Consider the following 20,889-nt stretch of genomic DNA (forward strand, 5'->3'; position numbering starts at 1 on the left):
GCCGACACCGGATGAAGTTCTTAAATTTGCGACAATTCCTGATAATACCGCCGGCTCTGGGTAGCCTGGTTTGCTGCTTGCCGTGCCTACTCGTCTGGTTTTCACCGTTACTACTGATCTGAACTACGACCAGCGGATGCAGCGCATCTGCAGCTCTCTGGCCGGGGCCGGCTACGAGGTGCTGCTGGTGGGGCGGCAGTGGCCCGCTTCCCGCCCGCTCACGCCCCAGCCGTACCGGCAGCACCGGCTGCGGTGCCGGTTCACGCGAGGCAAGCTGTTTTACCTGGAGTTCAACCTGCGCCTGCTGCTGTTTCTGCTGGGCCGGCGCGCCGCCGCCTGGTGCGCCATCGACCTGGATACGGCCCTGCCCGTGTGGCTGCGGGCCCGGCTGGGCGGGCAGCCCTTCGTGTACGATGCCCACGAGCTGTTTACGGAAGTGCCGGAAGTAGTGGCCCGCCCCCGGGTGCAGCGCCTCTGGCGGGCCATCGAAAATTTCATTGTGCCCCGGGTCAGCCTGGCGTACACGGTGGGGCCTGCCTTGGCGCGGGTATTTGAGCAGCGGCACGGCCGGCCGTTTGCGGTAGTGCGCAACATCAGCCGCCTGGAGGAGCCCCCCGCGCCAGCCGTAGCGGAGCCCGCCGCGGCGGATATCATTCTGTACCAGGGGGCGCTGAATGCCGGCCGGGGGCTGGAGCCGCTGCTGGAAGCCATGCTGCAGGTAAACGGCCGCCTTATCATCTGCGGGGAAGGCGACCTTTCCGATGAGCTGCGCGCCCAGGCCCGGCGGCTGGGGCTGCTGCAAAGCGGGCAGGTCGAGTTTCGGGGGTACGTGCTGCCCGCCGACCTACGAATACTTACCCGGCAAGCCCGGGTTGGGGTGATGCTGCTCGAAAACCAGGGGTTGAGCTACTACTACTCCCTGGCCAACAAGTTCTTTGATTATCTGCACGCCGGCGTACCGCAGGTTGTCATCGACTTCCCCGAATACCGCGCCCTGAACGAGCAGTACAACGTGGCCGATTTGATTCCGGCCCTGGAGCCCGCCACGCTGGCCGCGGCCCTTAACCGCCTGCTGCCGGACGGCGACGCCGCGCACTACCGCCGGCTGGTGGAGAACTGCCACCGGGCGCGGCCCGAGCTGAACTGGCAGCACGAGGAGCAGCACCTGCTGGGCCTCTACGCCCGGCTGCTCCCCACATCTTCTCCTTCCGTCGTATGAACCTGCTGCCTGAACTGACTGCCGCCACCGAGCCCACCCTGCTGGTTATCAGCGGACCCACGGCCGTGGGCAAAACGGCCTTATGCGTGCAGCTGGCCCAGCAACTGGGCACGGAAATCGTATCGGCCGACTCCCGGCAGTTTTTCCGGGAGCTGAGCATTGGCACGGCCAAGCCCACGTCCGAGGAAATGCAGGGCGTGCCGCACCACTTCATCAACTCGCACAGCATTACCGAGGAATACAACGCCGGCCGCTTCGAGCAGGATGCCCTGGCTTTGCTGCAAGAGCTGTTCCAGCGCCACCGGGTAGTGATTCTGACGGGCGGCTCAGGGCTGTACCTGCAGGCCGTAACGGAAGGCTTCGATGCATTGCCCGCCGTGGACCCCGCCGTGCGTCAGCAGATCAAGGCCGAGCTGGAGGCCACTGGGCTGGAGGCGCTGGTGGCGGAGCTGGCCCGCCTCGACCCGGTAACCTACCAGCGCATCGACCGGCAAAACCACCAGCGGGTAGTGCGGGCCCTGGAAATCAGCCGGGGTACGGGCCAGCCGTTCAGCTCCTTCCACGGCCAAACGGCCGCCCGGCGGCCTTTCCGCACCGTCAAAATTGCCCTCAACCGCAGCCGGGAGGAACTCTACCAGCGCATCGACCAGCGCATGGATCAGATGCTGGCCGAGGGGCTGGAAGCCGAAGCCCGCGCCTTATACCCGTACCGCCACCACAACGCCCTCCAGACGGTAGGCTATAAGGAGCTATTCGATTATTTCGAGGGCCAGTACGATTACGCCGAAGCCGTGCGCCTGCTCAAGCGCAACTCCCGGCACTACGCCAAGCGCCAACTTACCTGGCTCCGCCGCGACGCGGAGTACCAGTGGCTGCACCCACAGGAGCTTACCACGCGCGGCTAAGCTGCAGCTGCGCGCCGGGCAGAATGTTAGCCCGCGTGTCGTTCTGCAGGGCTATCCGGTCCCCCAGGCGCCAGGTATTTTCCTGATTCAAGGCAACATCCAGGTAGGCCGAGGCTATGTAGCCCACGTGAAAACCTTTTTCCCGGCGGGGCTGGTATTCGAACTGCTGATTGTTGAGCCTGGCAAATAGCCAAGAGTTCTGGGCCGCATACCCCACGAATCCGCCCCCGCCGATGCCGAACTCCAGTGTCTTATTGGCGCCGAATGGCAGCCAGTGAATTTCCTGCTCCAGATTTACGGCCCGGTAAGATTGGGGAATGGTGTAGCCGCCGCCAAACTCGTAGGGGTGAGAGTTGCCGATGTAGGCCAGCCGGGACGCCAGGCGGCCGTGCCGGCCCACTTGCGGGGCGTATTCCAGGTGGAGCTTCAGCATCGGGTAGTCGCCGGAGCCGTTGAGGCTGCTGCCCGCGCCAAGCCGCACCACGTGTTGCTTAATAGGGGCTGGGACGCTGTTCTGGGCCTGTACGGTGCTGGCTGCCAGCATTCCACCAATTAACAGAAAGTAATAATTATGCATGCGCTACGAAAAATATAGAGTGAAAAAGAAACTAATGCTGCATAAAGTGAAACACAAATTCCCTACCAGAAATTACATTCTGGTAGGGAATTGTTAAATCTTTTGAGGAATCCGCAAACGAAGGGCTACACGCTCAGAATCTCCACCATCCGCATGAAGCTCTGGTTGATGAGCTTCTTTTTGTGGATAGTATCGGTGAAGGGGGTGTACACCAGCTTGCGGTCCACGATGCCGGCCATTACGTTGCGCATGCCGTTGAGCAGGCCCTCCACGGCGGCAATACCAATCTGGGAGGCCAGCATCCGGTCGGCGGCGGAAGGGGCCCCACCGCGCTGAATGTGGCCGATGATGGTTACGCGCGTATCCAGCTCCGGAATGGCTTCTTTCACGCGCTTAGCCACGTGGTGGGCGTTGCCTTCTTCCTCGCCTTCGGCTACCACCACCAGAAAAGAGGTTTTGGAGCGCTGCCAGCTGGTTTTCAGGTTGTCGATGACGGCTTCCGTGGACATCTGCGTTTCCGGAATCATCACAATTTCGGCCCCGCCCCCAATGGCGCAGGGAATGGCAATGTAGCCGGAGTCGCGGCCCATTACTTCCACAAAGAAGCACCGGTCGTGGGAGTCAGCCGTGTCCCGGATTTTGTCAATGGCCTCCAGGGCCGTATTCACGGCCGTATCGTAGCCAATGGTGTAGTCGGTGCCGTACAGGTCGTTGTCGATGGTGCCGGGCGCACCTACTGTGGGAATGCCGAATTCCTGCTCAAACAGCATGGCCCCGGTGAAGGTGCCGTTGCCGCCAATGGCCACCAACCCGTCAATCCCGTGGTTTACCAGCTGGTCAAAGGCCTGCTGCCGGCCTTCCTTGGTCATGAATTTCTGGGAGCGGGCCGATTTGAGAATGGTGCCGCCCTTCTGGATGGTGTTGGCAACGGAGGCTGAGTCCAGCTTCACAAACTCGCCCTTGATCATGCCGCTGTAGCCGCGCATGATGCCATATACCTCAATACCGTGGTACACCGCCGTGCGAACAACCGCGCGGATAGCCGCGTTCATGCCGGGCGCATCGCCCCCACTGGTGAAAACTGCAATACGTTTCATCTATTCAAAACTGCTCTTCAGTACGCAAACGAAAGTCCGGGCCAAGCCGGAACGGGCAAAGGTGGCAAATCCGGGGGGAAAGGTAAGCGCCTACTTTGTGAAATATAAATTAACCCCGATAAATGACTGTTTTCGGGCCGCATGCGTATGCAGGTTATTGTAGAAATGCCCGGTTCTGAGTATCTTCCCTACCTAGTGCCGCGGCCCCGAGCAGGGGCCGTGCTGTTTTACTTCTGTCCGCCCGCAACTTCCCACCATCCTCAACCTAGCTGCCCGTATGTTTGGTTTCTTTGAAAACGAGCAAACCCGTAAAGTAAAAAGCCACCTGATGAACCTGGTGGCCCTGGCCAAAGCCGATGGCCACATTGACGAGCGGGAAATGAGCTTTATTGCGGCCGTGGGCAAACGGGGCGGGCTGCGGGCCGATGAAGTACGCTCCATCGTGGGTAACAGCAGCAACATCCACCTCATCATTCCCGATAACGACTCCGAGCGGTTCGACCAGATTTTCGACCTCGTGGACATGATGCTGGCCGACGGCATTGTGGACGATACCGAAATCAGCTTCTGCGTGGATATGGCCGAGAAGCTAGGGTTCCGCAAAGAGGTAGTAAGCCGCTTGGTGCGCCACATTTCTCAGTGCGTGAAGGACGGCATGGAGCGGGACCAGATCAAGGACGACGCGTTGGCACTGTTGAAAGCCTGAATAGACATTACACTCATCATCCAGCGCAAAGCGAAGGACCTTACTACGTTGGAACGATGGTTCCAACGTAGTAAGGTCCTTCGCTTTGCGCTGGATGATGGATTTTATGCAGCTTCCTCTTTTACTTCACAACCGAAGAAATTGCCCGCAACAACCCCGCACAGGCGGCGTCAATCTGCTCCTCGGTGATGGTGAGGGGCGGGGCAATGCGCAGGGAGTTGTCGCAGAATAGGAACCAGTCGGTGAGGATGTGCTCCTGCCAGAGGGCGTGGTCGATGATGGGCTTGAGCACGTCGAAGGAGTCGAATTCCACGGCCATCATCAGCCCACAGCAGCGCACCTCCCGGATGGCCGGATGCACCAGCAACTCCCGGAAGCGGGCTGCTTTCCGGGCCACACCGGCCAGCAGGTTTTCCTCCTGAATCACGCGTAGCGTAGCCAGCGCCGCCGCGCAGGAAACCGGGTGGCCGCCAAACGTAGTGCAATGGCCCAGAATGGGGTCGGTTTTAAAGCCGGCCATGATGTGCTGAGGTGCCACGAAGGCCCCGATGGGCATACCGCCGCCCATACCCTTGGCCGTGAGCAGAATATCAGGCTCGATGCCGAACTGCTCAAAGGCCCAGAACGTGCCCGTGCGCCCAAACCCCGACTGAATCTCATCCAGAATGAGCAGTGCGCCCACCTCAGTGCAGCGCTGACGCAGGGCCGTGAGGTAGCCGGGCGCAGGCAGCCGCACGCCGGCCTCGCCCGCCACGGTTTCCATCACCACGGCGGCCGTGTGCTCATCAATCAGCTCCAAATCCTCGAAGTGGTTGCGGCGCAGGTGGTGCACATCCGGCAGCAGGGGCCGGAAGGCATTCTTGAATCCCTCGGAGCCGGTGATGCTCAGGGCACCGTGGGTGGAGCCGTGGTAAGCATTGAAGCAGCTGAGCAGCTTGGTGCGGCCGGTGTGGCGCTTGGCCAGCTTCAGGGCCCCTTCTACGGCCTCGGTACCCGAGTTGGTAAAGTACACGTTGTCGAGGTGGGCGGGCAGGGTAGCGGTGAGAGCCTGGGCCAGCCGGGCCGGCGGGGCCTGCACCACCTCGCCGTACACCATCAGGTGCAGGTATTTGTCCAGCTGGTCCTGAATGGCCTGCAATACCCGGGGGTGGCGGTGGCCCACGTTGCTCACGCCAATGCCCGAAATAACGTCCAGGTAAGCCTGACCGTCGGCATCATACATGTACACGCCCTCGGCCCGCTCAATTTCCAGCAGCAGCGGAAAATCGGAAGTCTGGGCCTGGTGGCGAAGGAAAAGCTGACGAGGAGTGAGCATACGCAGGATATGGTTCGGCCGGCTCAGGTGCTCACGGAAGTGAGGCTTGGGAACCGACAGCGGTACCTTACTAACAAAAACGGGCCGCAAAGGTACGGCTCCCAGCGCGCTTACTGTCCCCAACAATAAAAAACGGCCGCCGAAGCAGCCGTTTTTGTCGATTCAGGAAAAGGAGCCGTTAGTCGTCCAGTCCATCGGCGGGAGCGGCCATACCGGGGCGGCCGGCCACGCGCTTGAGCACTTCTTTGGTAAACTGACGCTCGGCAATAAACAGCTTACCCACCTGCCGCACGCTGATTACTCGCTGGAGCCGGTCGAAATACTCCTTCTCCAGCGTGATTTCCTGCTGGCGTAGCGTGAAGGACTGGGTCAGGTTGTCCTTGATCTGCTGGTCGCTGAGGGCATCCAGGGAAGCGGGGCGGAGCAGGCGCATGCGGCGGTTCAGGTCGCGGCGCTTGGTAGTAAACTCATTGTACACCGGCCAGAACTTCTGGGCCTGGTCGGGGGTGAGGGAAATTTGCTCGGTGAGGTAGGCAATGCGGGCGTTTTCCAGCTGGCTCAGGCGTTCCTGGCGACGCGCGCCGCCCTGGGCGTGGGCCGAAGTGAGAGGCAGCCAGGCTAGCAGGCCCAGCAGCAAGGCAGTTCGAAGCAGGTATTTCATGGGAGAAAAGGCGGAAGAGGAAGGTAATACGGTAGTTATAGGTAGGTTTCTTCGGAAGGCTGCCCATCCAGTACTTCTTGCAGCTCATCGGGGGAGGCGTGCAGGTACGTGTCGGTAGGGAGGTTCTGCGTGGCGGGTAGCTCGGCTAGGTCGGAAAGGGTAATGCGCTGCTCACTGGCCATCAGGTACTGCACCAGCTCTTCCCGGGGCACCTGGGCCAGGGAGGTGCCAGCCACGGGCTGCATAGTGGCTTCCGGGCTTAGCAGAAAAGAGGCCGCGAAGCCCCCCAGCACCACCACCGAGGCCAGGGCCGTCCGCAGCGGGGCCGACAAGGCCGAGAGCCAGCCCCAGGTGACGGCCGGGGCGGGGTTGGTGGCCTGCACGCGCTGCATTACGCGCATGGGCAGCTGCTCAAAATACCGGTCCGGGGGCGGAGCCAGCGGCGGCTGGGGCCGGCGGCGGTGTTCATCCAGACGAAAAGGCTTATTCATATCAGTTGGAGGCCACGGGGGCCGTGGGGTTTAATCGGTGATGGACTCGTCGTTGATGTACTGCTCAATTTTTTTGGCGGCGTGGTGGTAGGAGGCTTTCAGGGCCCCCACGCTGGTGCCGGTTACTTCGGCCATCTGCTCGTAGGGCATTTCGTCGTAGTAGCGCAGGTTGAACACCAGCCGCTGCTTGTCGGGCAGGCGCAGGATGGCTTTCTGCAGCTTCAGCTCCACCGCGTCGCCGGCCAGGCTTTCGTCGGTCTCAAGTTTGGCGGTCAGCTCCGCGCCCACGTCGTTGAGGGGCAGGAAGAACTTGCGCCGCTTGCTGCTCAGAAAGCTCAGGCACTCGTTGGTGGCAATGCGGTAAATCCAGGTGAACAGGGAGGCATCCTGGCGGAAGTTTTCGAGGTGGTTCCACACTTTGATGAATACGTCCTGGGTCAGGTCGTCGGCATCGTCGTGGTCCACCACCATTTTGCGCACGTGCCAGTACACCTTGCTCTGGTACTTGCGCACGAGCTGGTTGAACGCCACGTTGCGGGCGGCGGGGTCACGAAACCTGGTGAGTATTTCCTGGTCTTCCAAGGCGCAGGCAGGGCGGGGTTAGAGCGGCGGTTGTGTGGGGTTAGAGGGGCCGGGCGGGCCAGGGTTTAAAGACAAATCAAAGAAAATGAACTTCAGTGTTGTAATTGTCAGGTGACTAAATAGTTAAATAAGTACTTGATTTCAGATTTGCTCAGGACTGTAAAATATAGCAAAACCCTATTTTTACCCCCGTTCCACTACCTCCACAACCAGCAGCTATGAGCAACATGATTCAGTTCGTCGCCAACCACGACGACCTTAGCACCGATAAGGGTTTCCAGTTCAAATTTTACTGCGACAAATGCCGCAACGGCCACATGTCGCGCTTCCTGCCCAACAAAATTGGTATTGCCGGGGAGCTGATGCGGGCCGCGGGCAGCCTGTTCGGTGGACATTTTTACGATGCCGGCAATGCGGCCTACCACGTGCAGCGCGCCATTGGCGGCAAGGCCCACGATGATGCCCTGGAAACGGCCGTGCAGGAGGGCAAAACCTACTTCAAGCAGTGTACCCGCTGCGGCCACTGGGTGTGCCCCGATGTGTGCTGGAACCACACCGCCGGCTTGTGCGAAGACTGCGCCCCCGACGAGCACGAGGAGCTGGCCGCCCAGCAGCGCCAGGCCGCCCGGGAGCAAATCCATACCAAAACCCGGGAGCAGGACTACACCCAAAACCTCGATTTTCTGGGTACGGCCTCCTTGGTGCAATGTCCCAATTGCCAGAGCAAGCTGGCGGCCGGCCAGAAGTTCTGCCCCAGCTGCGGCACGGCCAGCGCCGCCGCTCAACCCCGGGGCAAGTTCTGCGGCGACTGTGGCGCGGCCGTGAAGCCCGAGCAGAAGTTTTGCGCCGAGTGCGGCAGCAAGCAGTAGCCTGCGGCAGAAGACCCACTACACTCAACGGTCATTCCGAGCGAAGCCGCGGAATCTTGAGTGCTGATGTTGGAGTTACTCTTACAACGTCAGCACGCGAGATGCTTTGGCTTTGGGCCTCTGCATGAAGTCCTGTGTTGCTGTTCGGGCTACTTCGTGCTGTAAGCCACGCCGATGGTGACGTTGGTATTGTCGCGGGGTTTGCCTTCCGGAATGCGGTTTTCGAACGTATAGGCGTACGTGCTGGTAATGGCGAAGCGCGGAGTAAAGCGCAAGGCCAGCGACGAGGCGTGCGTGACGCGGTAGTCGGAAAAATCCTGCAGGTTGGGCTGGTAGAAGGTGGTGGAGTTGAAGGTGAACACGCCGTAGGAGTAGGCCACCTTCAGGCGGGTAGAGCTGCGCGATACGGTGCGGGAGCTGCCATCCTGAAAGTACGTGGCTTCCCGGATAAGCAAATTGCTCACGGCTACTTCGCGCCCCAGTGAGTCCTGGTAAAATGCCCAGCCGGGGCCCGCGCCCATTTGGTAGCGGTTGTCAATGCCGCGCAGGTTGCTTCGCTCGTAGCCCCCGATGCCGTAGAAGCGGAAATGACCTTTCCAGTAGTAGGGCGTGGCGTTAAGCAGCCATTCCCGCTCCCGCAGCCGCCGCTCCTGCTTGCCAAACGTGAAACTGCCCGAAACGGGCGCCCCAAAGTGCAGCCCCCGCAATAGCGTAACGGAGTGGGAAGTGGCAAACAGCGTGCGGTTCACGCCACCCGACGTGTACTGCCCCGAGAGCTGCCCGCTGTAGCGGATGATGGTGGTATCGGGTTTTTGGGCCCGGGCCGGCAGGGCCGCGCCGCCGAGTGGCAGCAGGAACAGTAACGGAGAAAAGCGCATTGCATCAACCAGCCGCAGAAAGACGGCGTACCGGCAAAGGTAGCCCGGGCCCGCCGGAGCCAACCGGTTTTGCTCATGGGGGCCTCATGCACGCGGCCTACCTTTGGGCCACGGGCTGGCTTTTGCCTTTTTGCCAAGTTCTTTCCTGCGTCCTCCTTTCCGCATGCTCCTACCCGAACCGCTCCGCCTCCAACTCAAAGCCCGCTACGACGCCATTGCTAACCACCACATCAAGCGCGACCTGCTGAATGCATTGCCTTTTTGGGTAGGAGCCGTGGTTACAGGGCTGGTAGCGGTGCTGTACGCCAAGTTGTTCGGGTGGGCCGAAGCGGGTACGCGCTACATCTACCACCAGTCGCCGTGGCTGTTTCTGGCCGTTACGCCGCTGTGCTTTCTGGTGGGCTGGTGGCTGGTGCAGCGGTACGCGCCCTACGCCCGGGGCAGCGGCATCCCGCAGGTCAGCGCCGCCATCGACCTGAGCAACCCGCGCCACCGCTATAAGGTGAGCCGCCTGTTGAGCCTGCGCGTTGTGGTAGTCAAAATCGTATCCAGCCTGGTGATGGTAGTGGGTGGGGCCGTCATCGGGCGCGAAGGCCCCACTATCCAGATTGCGGCCTCCATCTTCAAGCGCATCAACGACTGGCTGCCGGCCTGGTACCCCAAGGTGTCGCGGCGTAACATGGTCATTACCGGGGCGGCGGCCGGGCTGGCCTCAGCTTTCAACACGCCGCTGGGCGGTATCGTGTTTGCCATTGAAGAACTCACCAAAACGCACTTCAACTACTTCAAATCGGCCCTGCTCACGGGCGTTATCATTGCCGGCCTCACGGCCCTCAACCTGCTGGGGCCTTACCTGTACCTGGGCTACCCCAAGCTCGACCACCTGCCCATCTGGATTATTTTCGTGGTGATGCTGGTAGCGGTGCTCACCGGGTTTGCCGCCAGCAGCATGGCCGAGGCCATTCTGTGGCTGTTGCGTCAGAAAGCCCGCCTGACCAGCCCCGTGCACCGGGCGCTGTACCCGGTAGCCTGCGGCCTGCTGATTGCCGGGCTGGGCGTGGCCTTCGGGGAGCAGGTATTCGGCTCGGGTAAGGAAATTATGGTCAGCACCCTGTTTACCGCCGATAAGCACGTGGCCTGGTACCTGCCGCTGCTGCGCATCATCGGGCCGGTTATTTCCTTCTCTACGGGCGCGGCCGGCGGTATTTTTGCGCCCGCCCTGAGTGCCGGGGCCAGCATGGGAGCCGTGGTGGCCGAGTGGATGTACCTGCCCGATACGGCCACCAACCTACTGGTGCTCTGTGGTATGGCCGGCTTCCTGACGGGCGTCACGCGCAGCCCATTCACCTCGTCCATCCTGGTGATTGAAATGACCAACAGCCACAACATCATCTTCTACCTGATGCTCACGGCGCTGCTGGCCAACCTGGTGTCCAACCTCGTCACCCGCCACTCCTTCTACGACCAGCTTAAAGTGCAGTACATCCAGGAAATCCACCGCACGGAGGAGCAGGCGCGAAAAATGAACGAAATGGATTACACACAAGATATAGTTTGTCAAGTTTTGATTGAAGAAAAGTCCAAAGAGATAATTTATTTGGTGCTAAATGAATTTATACCAGGATATGAGAAAATAAATTTGGATTACACTGGTAAATCTAATGATGAAAATTATAAATTTGAATCGGAAGATGAAATGATTGATTTTTACATAAGTACTCCAAATGTTCGAAAAACCTTTTATTGGAATAAGTATAAGGAAAATTCAGATAAAATTATGGTTGGGGCCAATATCACGACAGATAATCAAATAGTATTTAGCTTGACTTTCAATGGGACTTTAAAAACAGAAGCAAAATATTATCTTCGGTTAAAAAGATTCTTAAAATCAAATGTTGGTGTAATATCTTATATTGATCCTGTTGAATATAATAATGGAAATGATTTCAAAAATAGATATAAAAATATATTATATGAATTTGAAAAAATAGTTAATAACATGTGAAAAAATAATCCACATAAAGCAATGATTTTTTTGTAAATAATAATTAATAAATTGATCAATGGCTTAATGCTGATGCGCTAATTGTGTAATACTTTCTCGTTTTCAAACATTACAAAAATAAAGCTCCCGCAACTTTACGCTACGGGAGCTTTTACTTAAATGTAAAGCTGCTGAAGCTCTACTTCCGACGAGTCATTACTTTCTCCACGGCGGCCACAATGGCGTGCTCGTTGAGGCCGTATTTTTCCATGAGCTGGTCGGGGGTGCCGGACTCGCCGAAGGAGTCGTTGACGGCCACCATTTCCAGGGGCAGGGGCTCCTCGCGGGCCAGCAGCTGGGCGATGGAGTCGCCGAGGCCGCCGTTCATCTGGTGCTCTTCGGCCGTTACCACGCAGCGCGTTTTGCGGGCCGATTCCAGAATCAGCTGGGCATCCAGGGGCTTGATGGTGTGGATGTTGATGATTTCGGCGTTGATGCCTTTCTCAGCCAGCAGCTTGCCGGCCAGGATGGCCTTCCATACCAGGTGGCCGGTAGCGAAGATGCTCACGTCGGCCCCTTCGTTCAGCACGATGCCTTTACCTACTTCAAACTGCTGGTCGGCGGGGGTGAAGTTGGGCACCACCGGGCGGCCAAAGCGCAGGTACACGGGGCCCTCGTAATCGGCAATGGCAATGGTAGCGGCCTTGGTCTGGTTGTAGTCGCAGGGGTTGATGACGGTCATGTGGGGCAGCATCTTCATCAGCCCGATGTCCTCCAGAATCTGGTGGGTGGCCCCGTCTTCGCCTAGCGTGAGGCCGGCGTGCGAGGCGCAGATCTTCACGTTTTTGCCCGAGTAGGCAATGCTCTGGCGAATCTGGTCGTACACGCGGCCGGTGCTGAAGTTGGCGAAGGTGCCGGTGAAGGGAATCTTCCCGCCAATGGTGAGGCCGGCGGCCAGGCCCATCATGTTGGCCTCGGCAATGCCCACCTGGAAAAACCGCTCGGGATTCTCCTTGATGAAGGCATCCATCTTGAGCGAGCCGATGAGGTCGGCGCAAAGGGCTACCACATTGGGGTTGGTTTTGCCCAGTTCCTGCAAGCCAGCGCCAAAGCCGCTGCGGGTGTCTTTCGATTCGGTGTAGGGAAAGTCTTTCATGAAGTATGGTAGGGAAATGGGTTTACAAAGAAGTAGCACACGCTTCAGCTTGTGCTTGATCAGACAAAACAAAGGCGTCCTCAACTGCACAAGCTGAAGCATGTGCTACTCGCCGATCCCGCCACTGCAGACCCGTCGGCAGCTCAACGGCGCTGAACTCCAGGTGAATCACGCGGCGGGGGCGGGAGCTGGTGCTGCGCTGGGAAGCGTGCAGGGTAAGGGGCTGCATCAGCATGAGTCCGCCGGCCGGCACCGCGCAGGTAACGGCTTGGGGCGTTAGCTCGGGATGCTGCTCGTTCGGAATGACGCCGAGGCGGTGGGAGCCGGGTACCACGCCCAGCGCCCCGTTGGTGGCGTCGCAGTCGTCGAGGTGCAGGCGCAGGGTGACGATGCTTTCCAGGATTTCGCGGGGCGGTAGCACGGTGGCCTCACCGTTTTTCCCCGACCAGGGGCCGTAGCCGGGCAGGTCGAGGCGCCGGTCCACCGCCACCATCACATCCTGGTGCCAGGCCACCAGCCAGTTAGAGCCGGCCGGTTTATCGAAGTAAATAGCCTTCACCAGATGCGGCATTTGCTCCGGAAACAGCTCTGCCAGTACCGCCCGCAGCCGCGGCGTAAGCAGCTGGGGCCACAGCTGCGGCACTTCGCCCAGCAGATTCCGAATGGCAAACACATCCTGACTGCGCCGGAAATTGGACGAGCTGGTCTCGGTCGACTCAATGGTGCGCAGCAGACCGGCCGTTTCCTCCGGGGAGAAAACGTTGGGCAGAATGGCGTAACCGTCGGTGCGGAGCTGGACAGTTGGGGTCATGGCTGCTGGCGTTTGGTTTGCAGATGTGACCGGACAGCCTGCGCCGCGGCGGGGTCATTCGGATGCTGGACTTGGTAGATCATCTTATCCGCCAACTCAGTATCGTCGCGGTGGAACCAACGAATAAGACTGGATACGGGAGTGAACAGGGTAGCTGCACCGACAATCATTACTGCGGCAAGCCGGTAGAATACCTGAGTAGGTACACCCTGGCGAAGATTTCGGGAGCTAAGAAATGCCCATATGAGCAACGGAATTCCGAGCACTAAGCCACTGGTAAGCTCATCAGTATCGCCAGGCCAGATCATCAAGCGAAACAGAATGCCCACTACAACCACTGCCAAAGGTAACCCGCTAAGTATGCGGAGAACGACAGCTTTGTGTACAGGATGCTGCACTTCTGGAGGAGAAAACGAAACGGGGCGAGCCTGAAAGTAGCCGCCTAAAAAATACAGAGTTGCCAGCAGGCCTGATCCTATCAACAGTATAGGGCTGCCCCCATCCGTAAGTGCCGACTTCAATAGAAAGCCGATTACAGCCAGGGCAATGAATACTTTTTCACTTATCCGAAATGCGTTATACATGCGAAAACGTGCGAATTACCGGCCGAAAATGCTGACTGAGGTGGTTTGACCGGGGCGGATGGTGAAGGTGCGCACGTCGGTGAACTGGCTGCCGGTAGCGGTTTTGGTGCGGAACACGAGGCGGTAGGCTCCGGGCTGCATCGGCAGGTTCACTTTGCTGCTGGTTTCGGGCAGGTTGTGCACCCACGTCTGCTGCTCATCCTGGCCGAGGCGGTAGATACTGCCGTAGCCTTTCAAATCCGACACGATGTTGAGGATGCCGGGGGCTTCGTAGGTTACAGTCGTTTCCTGGCCCTGCTTCACCGTGATGCGCCGCAGCTGCCGGGGCAGCGTGAGCAGCTCCACCTCGTAGTTGCCGGCCAGCAGCTTCTGCCGCGCCCCGAAGGGCAGGGCCACCGCCGTGGCCGGGTTACCCTGGGCCCGCACCACCGCCTGCACCGTGCCGTAGGGGTTGGGTGAGGCGGCGGGGTTCTGCAGCCACAGCGTGCCCTGTGGCGTTTTGTAGCTGAGCACGTTGGCCCGGCCCGGCCGGATGGGCAGGTTCGGCTGCCGCACCGGGGGCACTGTGTTAATCACCAGGTCGTAGCTCTGCAACGCGTCGATGTCGAGCACGTCGGGTTTGCTTTGGGCGTCGCGGTAGTGCACGTAGTTGTACTCGGGCAACTCCGTCACGTTGTTCACAAACGTCATATTCACGTTCGATTCCACGGGGCGGCCCTGCTCATCGGTGAGGTTTACGCTGACGGTGGTTTTGGCCAGCGTCTGGGTCACTACGTCGTTGAGGATGCTGCGAAAGGTCTTCACATCGGCCGCGTTGTAGTACTGGCCCAGGCATTCCAGCTGCTTGCCAAACTCCCGCTCGGCCCCGATGCCAATCACGAACGGCTTCAGAAACACCCGCTTGCGCTGCAGCGCCAGGGCCGTGGCGCACGGGTCGCCCTTGCACGATTCCAGCCCGTCGGTAATCAGAATGAGCACGTTGCGGGCCGCCTTATCGGCCGGAAAGTCTCCGGCCGACTGCAGCAAAGAGTACGTAATCGGCGTGTTGCCCTTAGGGTCAATTGTTTTGAGCCGGGCCTTGATGGCCGCCGCGTTTTTGGGCGCGAAGGCCACTTCCAGCCGCGAATCCTCGCAGTTGTTCTCCTTGTTTTCGTGCTGGTGCCCGTAGGCCCGCAACGCCAGCTCCAGGTGCGGGTAGGCGTTGAGCGAGTCCACCATCTTCGACAACAGCCGCTTGGCTACGTCCCAGCGTTGCTCGCCCTCCCAGGGCGCCCGCATCGAGCCGGAGGCATCCAGCACGAACAGAATGCGCGTGGTTTTAGGCTGAGTGGGCGCTACGTTCTGGGCACGCGCAGGCCCGGGGGCCAGCAGCCCCGCAAGCAAACCCATAACCAGAAGCAAATGGCGCATGGAGTGGACCTCACCCCCCGGCCCCCTCTCCTCGGGGAGAGGGGGAGCCAGGCGGGCTTTTATTGGGTTTACTGGGGTTGTCGTTTCACACTGAATGTAAACGGCCTTCAACCGATCAGCGAAATCAGCCTGTAATCAGCGAGAATCTGTGATTTAGTAGTCGCCGGCTTTTTCCACGGCCAGCTGCTGGAGGGCAATTTCGAGCTGCTCGTCGTTGGGAGCCACGCCGTGCCACTTGTGTGAGCCCATCATGAAGTCCACGCCGAAGCCCATCTGGGTGTCCATCAGCACCATCACGGGGCGGCCGTTGCGGAGCAGGCCCTGCGCTTCCTCAATGGTGGGCAGCAGTTTCTCCAGGTCGTTGCCGTCGGTTTCCAGCACCTGCCAGTTGAAGGCTTCAAACTTGGCGCGCAGGTCGCCCAGGTTCATCACTTTGTCGGTGGGACCGTCAATCTGCTGGCCGTTGCGGTCCACGAAGGCAATGAGGTTGTCGACTTTATGGTGCGGGGCGTACATGGCCGCTTCCCACACCTGGCCTTCCTCCAGCTCACCGTCGCCCATCAGCACGAATACGGTTTGGGGGTCGTTGTTGAGCTTTTTGGCCTGGGCCGCGCCCACGGCCACGCTCAGGCCCTGGCCGAGGGAGCCCGAGGCCACGCGGATGCCGGGCAGGTGCTCGTGGGTGGCGGGGTGGCCCTGCAGGCGTGAGTTCAGCTTGCGGAACGTAGCCAGCTCGCTTACCGGGAAGTAGCCCGAGCGGGCCAGCACCGAGTAGAACACCGGCGAAATGTGGCCGTTGGAGAGGAAAAACAGGTCCTGCCCGATGCCGTCCATGTCGAAGGGCTGGGGCGTGTGCTTCATCACTTTGAAGTACAGGGCCACCAGCAAGTCGGTGCAGCCCAGCGAGCCGCCGGGGTGGCCCGAGTTGACGGCGTGCACCATGCGCACGATGTCGCGCCGCACCTGGGCGGCAATCTGTTTCAGCTCAGCTACCGATTTGGTGGCTTCGGGCGTGTGGGTTTCGGAAGAAGCGGCGAATGACGTGTCCTGCGACATGGGTTCGGGTTGAGAATGGAATTGGTGAGGCAAAGGTAGGAAGTTGGCAGAGTAACCGGCGGGCCGGCTCCCGTCATCCTGAGCGGAGCGAAGGATCTTATTATAGCAGCACGACAACCGCATAAACGACTTGTCCTTACGTGATAAGGTCCTTCGCCAGCTCAGGATGACAGATGGAAGCTCTAAGTAAAAAGCCCCGCCGGAGGGGCGAGGCTTTCAGAGGAAAAACTACAGCAGCTGAGCCGCGTGGTTTTTGGTGTCGACTTTGGTAATGACTTTCTCGATCAGGCCCTGCTCGTTGATGAGGAAGGTGTAGCGCATGGTGCCCATGTACTTGCGGCCGTACATCGACTTCTCCTGCCACACGCCGTAGTCCTGCACCAGCTTCTTGTCCTCGTCTACCAGCAGTGGGAAGGGCAGTTCGTGCTTGGTGGCAAACTTCTGGTGCGACTTCTCTGAGTCGATGCTCACGCCCAGCACCTGCACGCCGGCGGCCTGGAGCTGCGCGTAGTTGTCGCGGAGGTTGCAGGCCTGGGCCGTGCAGCCCGAGGTATCATCTTTGGGGTAGAAGTAGAGGGCCACTTTGCGGCCCGCGTAGTCCTGGAGGCGGTGGAGGGTGCCGTTCTGGTCTTTGGCTTGGAAGGCCGGGGCCTGCTCGCCAGCTTGAGGTACTGCCATGCCGCGAAGATAGAAGGGATTTTTGGGGATTCAGCAACGAAATAACACCCGTCATTGCGAGCGAAACGAAGCAATCCGTCCTTTTCAGGGTGCCAAGCACCGAACAGCAGAAAGCCCCTGACGCCAGCACGGACGACAGGGGCTTTTGAGTAGGTCAATTGTTTTGCGCTTTGTGAAGGAAGGATTGCTTCGCTTCGCTCGCAATGACGGGCTGGCGTTACGGTTTGCCGGCCATAGGTTGCGGGGTGAAAATCAGGTTTTCAACGGGGAAGCCCAGCTCCCGGCCGCGGGCTACCAGCCGGTCGCGCAGGTTGCGCTCCAGGTGAGGCTTGCGGCTCAGAATCCAGAGGTTTTTGCGCTCCGGCTCGCCTACCAAGGCGTACTGGTAGTCCGATTCATCCAGGTCCAGAATCCAGTAGTCGCCCTCGAAGGGCCAGAAGAACTGCACTTTGAGGCGGGCGTTGGTGGCGTCCACGGCGCGGGCTACGGCCGTAGCGGTTTCCACGGGGCCGTTGAGGCCTTCCTGGTGGCAGGTGTTGCGCACGCTCACTTTGCCATCGGGGCGCAGCTTGTATTCGGCCGTTACGTGCTGGCAGCCTTTCTCGAAGCGGGTGGGCAGGCGGGCCACCTCGTACCAGAGGCCGGCGTACTTGTGCAGGTCCACATGGGCCACGGTGGGCAGGGCCGGATAGGCTTTGCGGCGGGTGTAGGCGTAGGCCGCTACGCCGGCCGCCACAGCGGCGGCAGCGGCTCCCAGCAGCACGGGCTGGCGACGTTTGAGCAGGTTCTTGGGCATAGGGTTGAGGTTGGACGTAGCCGATGTATACGCAAAGTCAACGGTTGCGGCCCGGGAAATTGCAGAGGCGCGCAGAAACCGGGACATCTGGTAGGTTCATCAACCATGCTTTACCTGGACCACAGAATCAGAAACGCACTGGTAAGCCAGCAGAACCATGTCTGCGGAGAAGTTTACGAAACTTGTGCCTCATATGCTTTGATTCGTTGAATCAGTTTACTGAACACAAACTGGCCCGTAACGTGGGCTTGTAGCTAATGTCAGCGCCCTATTAGAGCGGTTCACCAAAACGAGGATTTGAATCACGTACTTTCGTCTCCTTGAAAAAGTAAGTCTATGGATGCGCTAGCGTGGTTACAGCAATGGTACAAGTCGCAATGCGACGGAGAATGGGAGTTTAGACAAGGGATAAAAATTCTGTCGGTAAGTAATCCAGGATGGTCTGTCGAAATTGACGTATCTGACACGGTACTGGAGGATGTTTCAATCGAGCCAAGGGGGCATAATAAAACGCCAGATGATTGGTATGGCTTTGTGTTGGAGGATGGGCTGTTTGTGGGTTCAGGAGATTCATCTAAACTTGAGTTTATTATCCTAGCCTTCAAGGGGTTGCTAGAAGGCAAAGAACTGCCCTAATTAGCGCGTAACTGATTCTTAGTTCAGGAAAACGGTCGAATTCCTGAACGTGCTATATTTACCGCTTTCTGAGAGGATATCCCGCGGTAGAGACGCAATAGTTGAAACCTCGTCGTTGCTGAGGTTGAGCGGTTAATGTACCGCTCAACCTCAGCAACGATGAAACTCTATACCGTTCAGAAACCGGCTTTACAGCACCAGATTAATCACCTTCTCGTTCCCGGCCTGGTCGGTGAGGCGCAGGGTGGCGGGGCCGCGCAGGGGCGGGCCCAGCGTGTCGTCGCGCTCCGAGTAGATGGTGGCGTTTTTGTGCTCGAAGCGCAGCAGACGGAACTGCCCGTTCACTTCCAGCTTGTAGCTGGCCAGGCCCGAGAGGTCGTCGCCCACCTTGAACACCACGCCGCCGGGGCCGCGGCTGATGAGGCGGGCCGAGGGCGGAATGGTATCGGTGAGGAGCTTGAACTGGCCGAAGGTTTTGATGGGAGCCGTAATGGCGGTGGCATCGGCGTTCCACTTGCCGCCCACGTAGGCCCGCCCGCCCTTGGCCGTTACGCCGTAAATGGCCGTGCGGCGCGGGTCGGCTACCGGGGCTTCGGGGCGCAGGGTGAGGGCCATGGTTTCGTAGAGCGGGGTGCGAGGGTGGTGCACCGTCCAGAGGCCCTGTTTGTAGCTGGTCTGCACGTACAGGGTGTCAAACAGCGTCTTCGGGCCGAAGCCCAGGGCCAGGTGCGCCGTGCTGAAGCCGAACTCCCGGCCCGACGGAATCAGGGCCTGCCGGTCGAACTTCTTCGTTACGCGGCCGAACTGCAACGAGTCGGGGCGGCCGGCGCGCAGGTCGTAGAGGTACACGTTCTGGCTTTGCTCGGTGTAGCTGGGCCTGATGGTGAGGCGGCGGTTGCCTTTGAATAAGGTCAGGTTGCCGCCCACGGCGGCCGTGTCGGGGTCCTGGGCTACGGCCACCAGCAGGTTGCGGCTGATATCGTAGCGCAGGGCCGGGGTTTTCACGGCCACTGAGCGGGTTTTTCGGTAGCTGTCGGCCACGCCGCGCAGTGCAAAGCGCAGGGGCGTGAGGTTGCCGTAGGAGTCGCTCAGGCGCACTTCCATGGCGTACACCTTGCCCGGCTCCACGCGCAGCTTGCCCTTGCCGGGGCCGGCGGTGTACATGCGCAGGTCGTTGCCGTCGTCCACGAACAGCTTTTCCAGCTGCCGGCCCTGGGTGGCGCGCCATTCGTAATCCAGGTGGTTATTGATCTGGCGGGAGCCTTCCGGAAACGGAATGGCATCCACCACGTGCTGGTAGTGGGGCTGGCCGTTCACCAGCACCTCCACTTTCTGAATGCCGTTCTTGTTCCACACCTGGTCGAACCGGTCGAAGCCCTGCATGAGCAGGCCCACCGTGCCGTTGGCGGCAATGGTATCGGCCCATACGTAGCCGCCACCGTTAGGCAGGGGCGGGGCCTTGGGCACGAAAACCGACTTGCCGAACCGGCCCTGTACCCGGGCATCAATGCTCAGGGCTTCCACCCCGAAGGCCAGGAGCGTGGGGGCCACATGATCCTGAATTTCGGGGAAGCCGCCCCATTGCAAGGGGTTCAGCTGCTCATCCTGGGCCGTGCGCACTTCCCAGTGCAGGTGCGGCCCGGCCGAGCCACCGGTGTTGCCCGAGAGGGCCACCACTTCGCCGCGCTTCACCGGAAACTGGTCGGGCTTGAAAAACAGCTCCAGGTCGTAGGTCTGCTTTTCGTACTGGCGGCGGCGCAGCTCCTCGGCCACGGGGCCTTTAAAGCGGTTGAGGTGGCCGTACACGGTGGTGAGGCCGTTGGGGTGGGTGATGTACAGTACATTGCCGTAGCCGTAGCTGCTCTGCTTCATGCGGGAGATGTAGCCGTCGGCCGAGGCGTACACCGGCAAGTCCACCCGGCCGTCGGTTTTAATATCGAGGCCGCCGTGGAAGTGATTGGGGCGTAGCTCGCCCATGCTGCCGGCCAGAAAGTTCTGCTGGCCGGGCTTGATGGGGAACAGAAAGTAGCCGTTGGGTACCTGGGGCCGGGGAGCCGGCGCGGCGGTACCGGGCTTGTTTTTTTCGGTAGAATCGGGCTCCTGGCCGCCGCAGGCCATAGGCTGCAGCCCCAGCAACAGCAGGCTGGGTACCGCCATGCTCAGCAGGCGGCCGGGCCGGGTAATCAAAAAATCGGGCATTCGGGGAAAGGAAATCAGCAGCAGAAGGAAAGGAAAACGGTGCCGCAGCAACGCCGGAGCCGGCCACAATCGTGCCCGGTTAGCCGGGAAAAAGGATACGAGGAATATCAGGCGGAGGTGGCAGGAGCAACAAGAAGAACGTCATTCCGAGCCCCGCGAGGAATCTCGCGGGCTGACGTTGTAACGACAACCGCTCCATAGCCCAGGGTGTAAACCCTGGGCTAGTGAATCGTTCAGGCAAAGCGGTAGAGCCGCTTCACTGGGCTCAGCATGACAATT

Annotated in this window: 21 protein-coding genes; 6 read left to right on the top strand and 15 right to left on the bottom strand. The window is 59.8% G+C overall.

Features of this window, described 5'->3' with window-relative positions:
* Positions 1-82: 82 nt before the first annotated feature.
* Together ACN19L_RS00730 and miaA are read left to right on the top strand one after the other, a co-directional pair.
* Positions 83-1,219, top strand: a complete 1,137-nt coding sequence (locus ACN19L_RS00730; RefSeq protein WP_426491639.1) for a glycosyltransferase — start codon at positions 83-85, stop codon at positions 1,217-1,219.
* On the top strand, positions 1,216-2,124 hold the full coding sequence (miaA, locus tag ACN19L_RS00735) for a tRNA (adenosine(37)-N6)-dimethylallyltransferase MiaA (RefSeq protein WP_426491640.1): 909 nt from the start codon (positions 1,216-1,218) through the stop codon (positions 2,122-2,124). Before ACN19L_RS00730 ends, miaA begins: the two co-directional genes overlap by 4 nt.
* Here miaA and ACN19L_RS00740 read toward each other — a convergent pair.
* Together ACN19L_RS00740 and pfkA are read right to left on the bottom strand one after the other, a co-directional pair.
* The gene (locus ACN19L_RS00740; RefSeq protein WP_426491641.1) at positions 2,108-2,701 is read right to left on the bottom strand and encodes a hypothetical protein; all 594 of its coding nucleotides are present in this window, start codon (positions 2,699-2,701) and stop codon (positions 2,108-2,110) included. The genes miaA and ACN19L_RS00740 overlap by 17 nt on opposite strands.
* A gap of 125 nt (positions 2,702-2,826) precedes the next feature.
* Entirely contained in the window at positions 2,827-3,798 is a 972-nt protein-coding gene (pfkA, locus tag ACN19L_RS00745) for a 6-phosphofructokinase (protein WP_426491642.1), read from the bottom strand.
* A 277-nt stretch (positions 3,799-4,075) separates the two neighbouring features.
* Here pfkA and ACN19L_RS00750 point away from each other — a divergent pair, with 277 nt between their 5' ends.
* Positions 4,076-4,504, top strand: coding sequence for a TerB family tellurite resistance protein (locus ACN19L_RS00750; RefSeq protein ID WP_426491643.1), 429 nt, complete (start codon positions 4,076-4,078; stop codon positions 4,502-4,504).
* A gap of 121 nt (positions 4,505-4,625) precedes the next feature.
* Here ACN19L_RS00750 and ACN19L_RS00755 read toward each other — a convergent pair whose 3' ends face one another.
* From ACN19L_RS00755 to ACN19L_RS00770, 4 genes are all read right to left on the bottom strand, one after another.
* Positions 4,626-5,819, bottom strand: coding sequence for an aspartate aminotransferase family protein (locus ACN19L_RS00755; protein ID WP_426491644.1), 1,194 nt, complete (start codon positions 5,817-5,819; stop codon positions 4,626-4,628).
* Positions 5,820-5,997: 178 nt separating this feature from the next.
* Positions 5,998-6,480, bottom strand: a complete 483-nt coding sequence (locus tag ACN19L_RS00760; protein WP_426491645.1) for a hypothetical protein — start codon at positions 6,478-6,480, stop codon at positions 5,998-6,000.
* A gap of 35 nt (positions 6,481-6,515) precedes the next feature.
* Entirely contained in the window at positions 6,516-6,971 is a 456-nt protein-coding gene (locus ACN19L_RS00765) for a hypothetical protein (RefSeq protein WP_426491646.1), read from the bottom strand.
* A gap of 30 nt (positions 6,972-7,001) precedes the next feature.
* On the bottom strand, positions 7,002-7,553 hold the full coding sequence (locus ACN19L_RS00770) for an RNA polymerase sigma factor (RefSeq protein WP_426491647.1): 552 nt from the start codon (positions 7,551-7,553) through the stop codon (positions 7,002-7,004).
* A gap of 218 nt (positions 7,554-7,771) precedes the next feature.
* Between ACN19L_RS00770 and ACN19L_RS00775 the strand changes: the two genes are divergently transcribed.
* Positions 7,772-8,422 carry a zinc ribbon domain-containing protein gene (locus ACN19L_RS00775; protein WP_426491648.1) on the top strand — a complete coding sequence of 217 codons (651 nt, stop codon included), beginning with the start codon at positions 7,772-7,774 and terminating at the stop codon, positions 8,420-8,422.
* Positions 8,423-8,571: 149 nt separating this feature from the next.
* Here the strand turns inward: ACN19L_RS00775 and ACN19L_RS00780 are convergent, their stop codons facing one another.
* The gene (locus ACN19L_RS00780) at positions 8,572-9,300 is read right to left on the bottom strand and encodes a DUF481 domain-containing protein (protein WP_426491649.1); all 729 of its coding nucleotides are present in this window, start codon (positions 9,298-9,300) and stop codon (positions 8,572-8,574) included.
* Positions 9,301-9,463: 163 nt separating this feature from the next.
* Between ACN19L_RS00780 and ACN19L_RS00785 the strand changes: the two genes are divergently transcribed.
* Positions 9,464-11,305 (top strand): chloride channel protein, encoded by a 1,842-nt coding sequence (locus ACN19L_RS00785; protein ID WP_426491650.1) that lies wholly within the window; start codon positions 9,464-9,466, stop codon positions 11,303-11,305.
* Positions 11,306-11,483: 178 nt separating this feature from the next.
* On the opposite strand, the gene ACN19L_RS00790 is transcribed toward ACN19L_RS00785, so the two are convergent.
* From ACN19L_RS00790 to ACN19L_RS00820, 7 genes are all read right to left on the bottom strand, one after another.
* Positions 11,484-12,440 carry a transketolase family protein gene (locus tag ACN19L_RS00790; protein ID WP_426491651.1) on the bottom strand — a complete coding sequence of 319 codons (957 nt, stop codon included), beginning with the start codon at positions 12,438-12,440 and terminating at the stop codon, positions 11,484-11,486.
* A gap of 22 nt (positions 12,441-12,462) precedes the next feature.
* Positions 12,463-13,251, bottom strand: coding sequence for a phytanoyl-CoA dioxygenase family protein (locus ACN19L_RS00795; protein ID WP_426491652.1), 789 nt, complete (start codon positions 13,249-13,251; stop codon positions 12,463-12,465).
* The gene (locus tag ACN19L_RS00800) at positions 13,248-13,835 is read right to left on the bottom strand and encodes a hypothetical protein (protein WP_426491653.1); all 588 of its coding nucleotides are present in this window, start codon (positions 13,833-13,835) and stop codon (positions 13,248-13,250) included. Before ACN19L_RS00800 ends, ACN19L_RS00795 begins: the two co-directional genes overlap by 4 nt.
* 15 nt (positions 13,836-13,850) lie before the next feature.
* A complete protein-coding gene (locus ACN19L_RS00805) occupies positions 13,851-15,224 on the bottom strand; it encodes a vWA domain-containing protein (protein WP_426491654.1) in 1,374 nt (457 codons plus the stop codon).
* A gap of 174 nt (positions 15,225-15,398) precedes the next feature.
* Positions 15,399-16,301: a transketolase gene (locus ACN19L_RS00810; RefSeq protein ID WP_426491655.1), complete on the bottom strand. Its 903-nt coding sequence runs from the start codon at positions 16,299-16,301 to the stop codon at positions 15,399-15,401.
* A 228-nt stretch (positions 16,302-16,529) separates the two neighbouring features.
* The gene (gene bcp / locus ACN19L_RS00815; protein ID WP_426491656.1) at positions 16,530-16,979 is read right to left on the bottom strand and encodes a thioredoxin-dependent thiol peroxidase; all 450 of its coding nucleotides are present in this window, start codon (positions 16,977-16,979) and stop codon (positions 16,530-16,532) included.
* Positions 16,980-17,196: 217 nt separating this feature from the next.
* Positions 17,197-17,775 (bottom strand): lipocalin family protein, encoded by a 579-nt coding sequence (locus tag ACN19L_RS00820; RefSeq protein ID WP_426491657.1) that lies wholly within the window; start codon positions 17,773-17,775, stop codon positions 17,197-17,199.
* Positions 17,776-18,111: 336 nt separating this feature from the next.
* On the opposite strand from ACN19L_RS00820, the gene ACN19L_RS00825 reads away from it, so the two are divergent.
* Positions 18,112-18,411, top strand: a complete 300-nt coding sequence (locus tag ACN19L_RS00825; RefSeq protein WP_426491658.1) for an immunity 53 family protein — start codon at positions 18,112-18,114, stop codon at positions 18,409-18,411.
* Between the two features lie 189 nt (positions 18,412-18,600).
* Here the strand turns inward: ACN19L_RS00825 and ACN19L_RS00830 are convergent, their stop codons facing one another.
* Positions 18,601-20,610 carry a M23 family metallopeptidase gene (locus tag ACN19L_RS00830; protein ID WP_426491659.1) on the bottom strand — a complete coding sequence of 670 codons (2,010 nt, stop codon included), beginning with the start codon at positions 20,608-20,610 and terminating at the stop codon, positions 18,601-18,603.
* Between the last annotated feature and the right edge of the window lie 279 nt (positions 20,611-20,889).

The organism is Hymenobacter sp. 102 (assembly GCF_049949205.1).
In the GTDB taxonomy this organism is placed as follows: Bacteria; Bacteroidota; Bacteroidia; order Cytophagales; family Hymenobacteraceae; genus Hymenobacter.

Excerpts from the sequence above, each read along its gene's own strand:
- miaA (WP_426491640.1), top strand. The coding sequence starts at position 1,216 with ATGAACCTGCTGCCTGAACTGACTGCCGCCACCGAGCCCACCCTGCTG.
- ACN19L_RS00740 (WP_426491641.1), bottom strand. The coding sequence starts at position 2,701 with ATGCATAATTATTACTTTCTGTTAATTGGTGGAATGCTGGCAGCCAGC.
- pfkA (WP_426491642.1), bottom strand. The coding sequence starts at position 3,798 with ATGAAACGTATTGCAGTTTTCACCAGTGGGGGCGATGCGCCCGGCATG.
- ACN19L_RS00750 (WP_426491643.1), top strand. The coding sequence starts at position 4,076 with ATGTTTGGTTTCTTTGAAAACGAGCAAACCCGTAAAGTAAAAAGCCAC.
- ACN19L_RS00755 (WP_426491644.1), bottom strand. The coding sequence starts at position 5,819 with ATGCTCACTCCTCGTCAGCTTTTCCTTCGCCACCAGGCCCAGACTTCC.
- ACN19L_RS00760 (WP_426491645.1), bottom strand. The coding sequence starts at position 6,480 with ATGAAATACCTGCTTCGAACTGCCTTGCTGCTGGGCCTGCTAGCCTGG.
- ACN19L_RS00765 (WP_426491646.1), bottom strand. The coding sequence starts at position 6,971 with ATGAATAAGCCTTTTCGTCTGGATGAACACCGCCGCCGGCCCCAGCCG.
- ACN19L_RS00775 (WP_426491648.1), top strand. The coding sequence starts at position 7,772 with ATGAGCAACATGATTCAGTTCGTCGCCAACCACGACGACCTTAGCACC.
- ACN19L_RS00780 (WP_426491649.1), bottom strand. The coding sequence starts at position 9,300 with ATGCGCTTTTCTCCGTTACTGTTCCTGCTGCCACTCGGCGGCGCGGCC.
- ACN19L_RS00785 (WP_426491650.1), top strand. The coding sequence starts at position 9,464 with ATGCTCCTACCCGAACCGCTCCGCCTCCAACTCAAAGCCCGCTACGAC.
- ACN19L_RS00790 (WP_426491651.1), bottom strand. The coding sequence starts at position 12,440 with ATGAAAGACTTTCCCTACACCGAATCGAAAGACACCCGCAGCGGCTTT.
- ACN19L_RS00795 (WP_426491652.1), bottom strand. The coding sequence starts at position 13,251 with ATGACCCCAACTGTCCAGCTCCGCACCGACGGTTACGCCATTCTGCCC.
- ACN19L_RS00800 (WP_426491653.1), bottom strand. The coding sequence starts at position 13,835 with ATGTATAACGCATTTCGGATAAGTGAAAAAGTATTCATTGCCCTGGCT.
- ACN19L_RS00805 (WP_426491654.1), bottom strand. The coding sequence starts at position 15,224 with ATGGGTTTGCTTGCGGGGCTGCTGGCCCCCGGGCCTGCGCGTGCCCAG.
- ACN19L_RS00810 (WP_426491655.1), bottom strand. The coding sequence starts at position 16,301 with ATGTCGCAGGACACGTCATTCGCCGCTTCTTCCGAAACCCACACGCCC.
- bcp (WP_426491656.1), bottom strand. The coding sequence starts at position 16,979 with ATGGCAGTACCTCAAGCTGGCGAGCAGGCCCCGGCCTTCCAAGCCAAA.
- ACN19L_RS00820 (WP_426491657.1), bottom strand. The coding sequence starts at position 17,775 with ATGCCCAAGAACCTGCTCAAACGTCGCCAGCCCGTGCTGCTGGGAGCC.
- ACN19L_RS00825 (WP_426491658.1), top strand. The coding sequence starts at position 18,112 with ATGGATGCGCTAGCGTGGTTACAGCAATGGTACAAGTCGCAATGCGAC.
- ACN19L_RS00830 (WP_426491659.1), bottom strand. The coding sequence starts at position 20,610 with ATGCCCGATTTTTTGATTACCCGGCCCGGCCGCCTGCTGAGCATGGCG.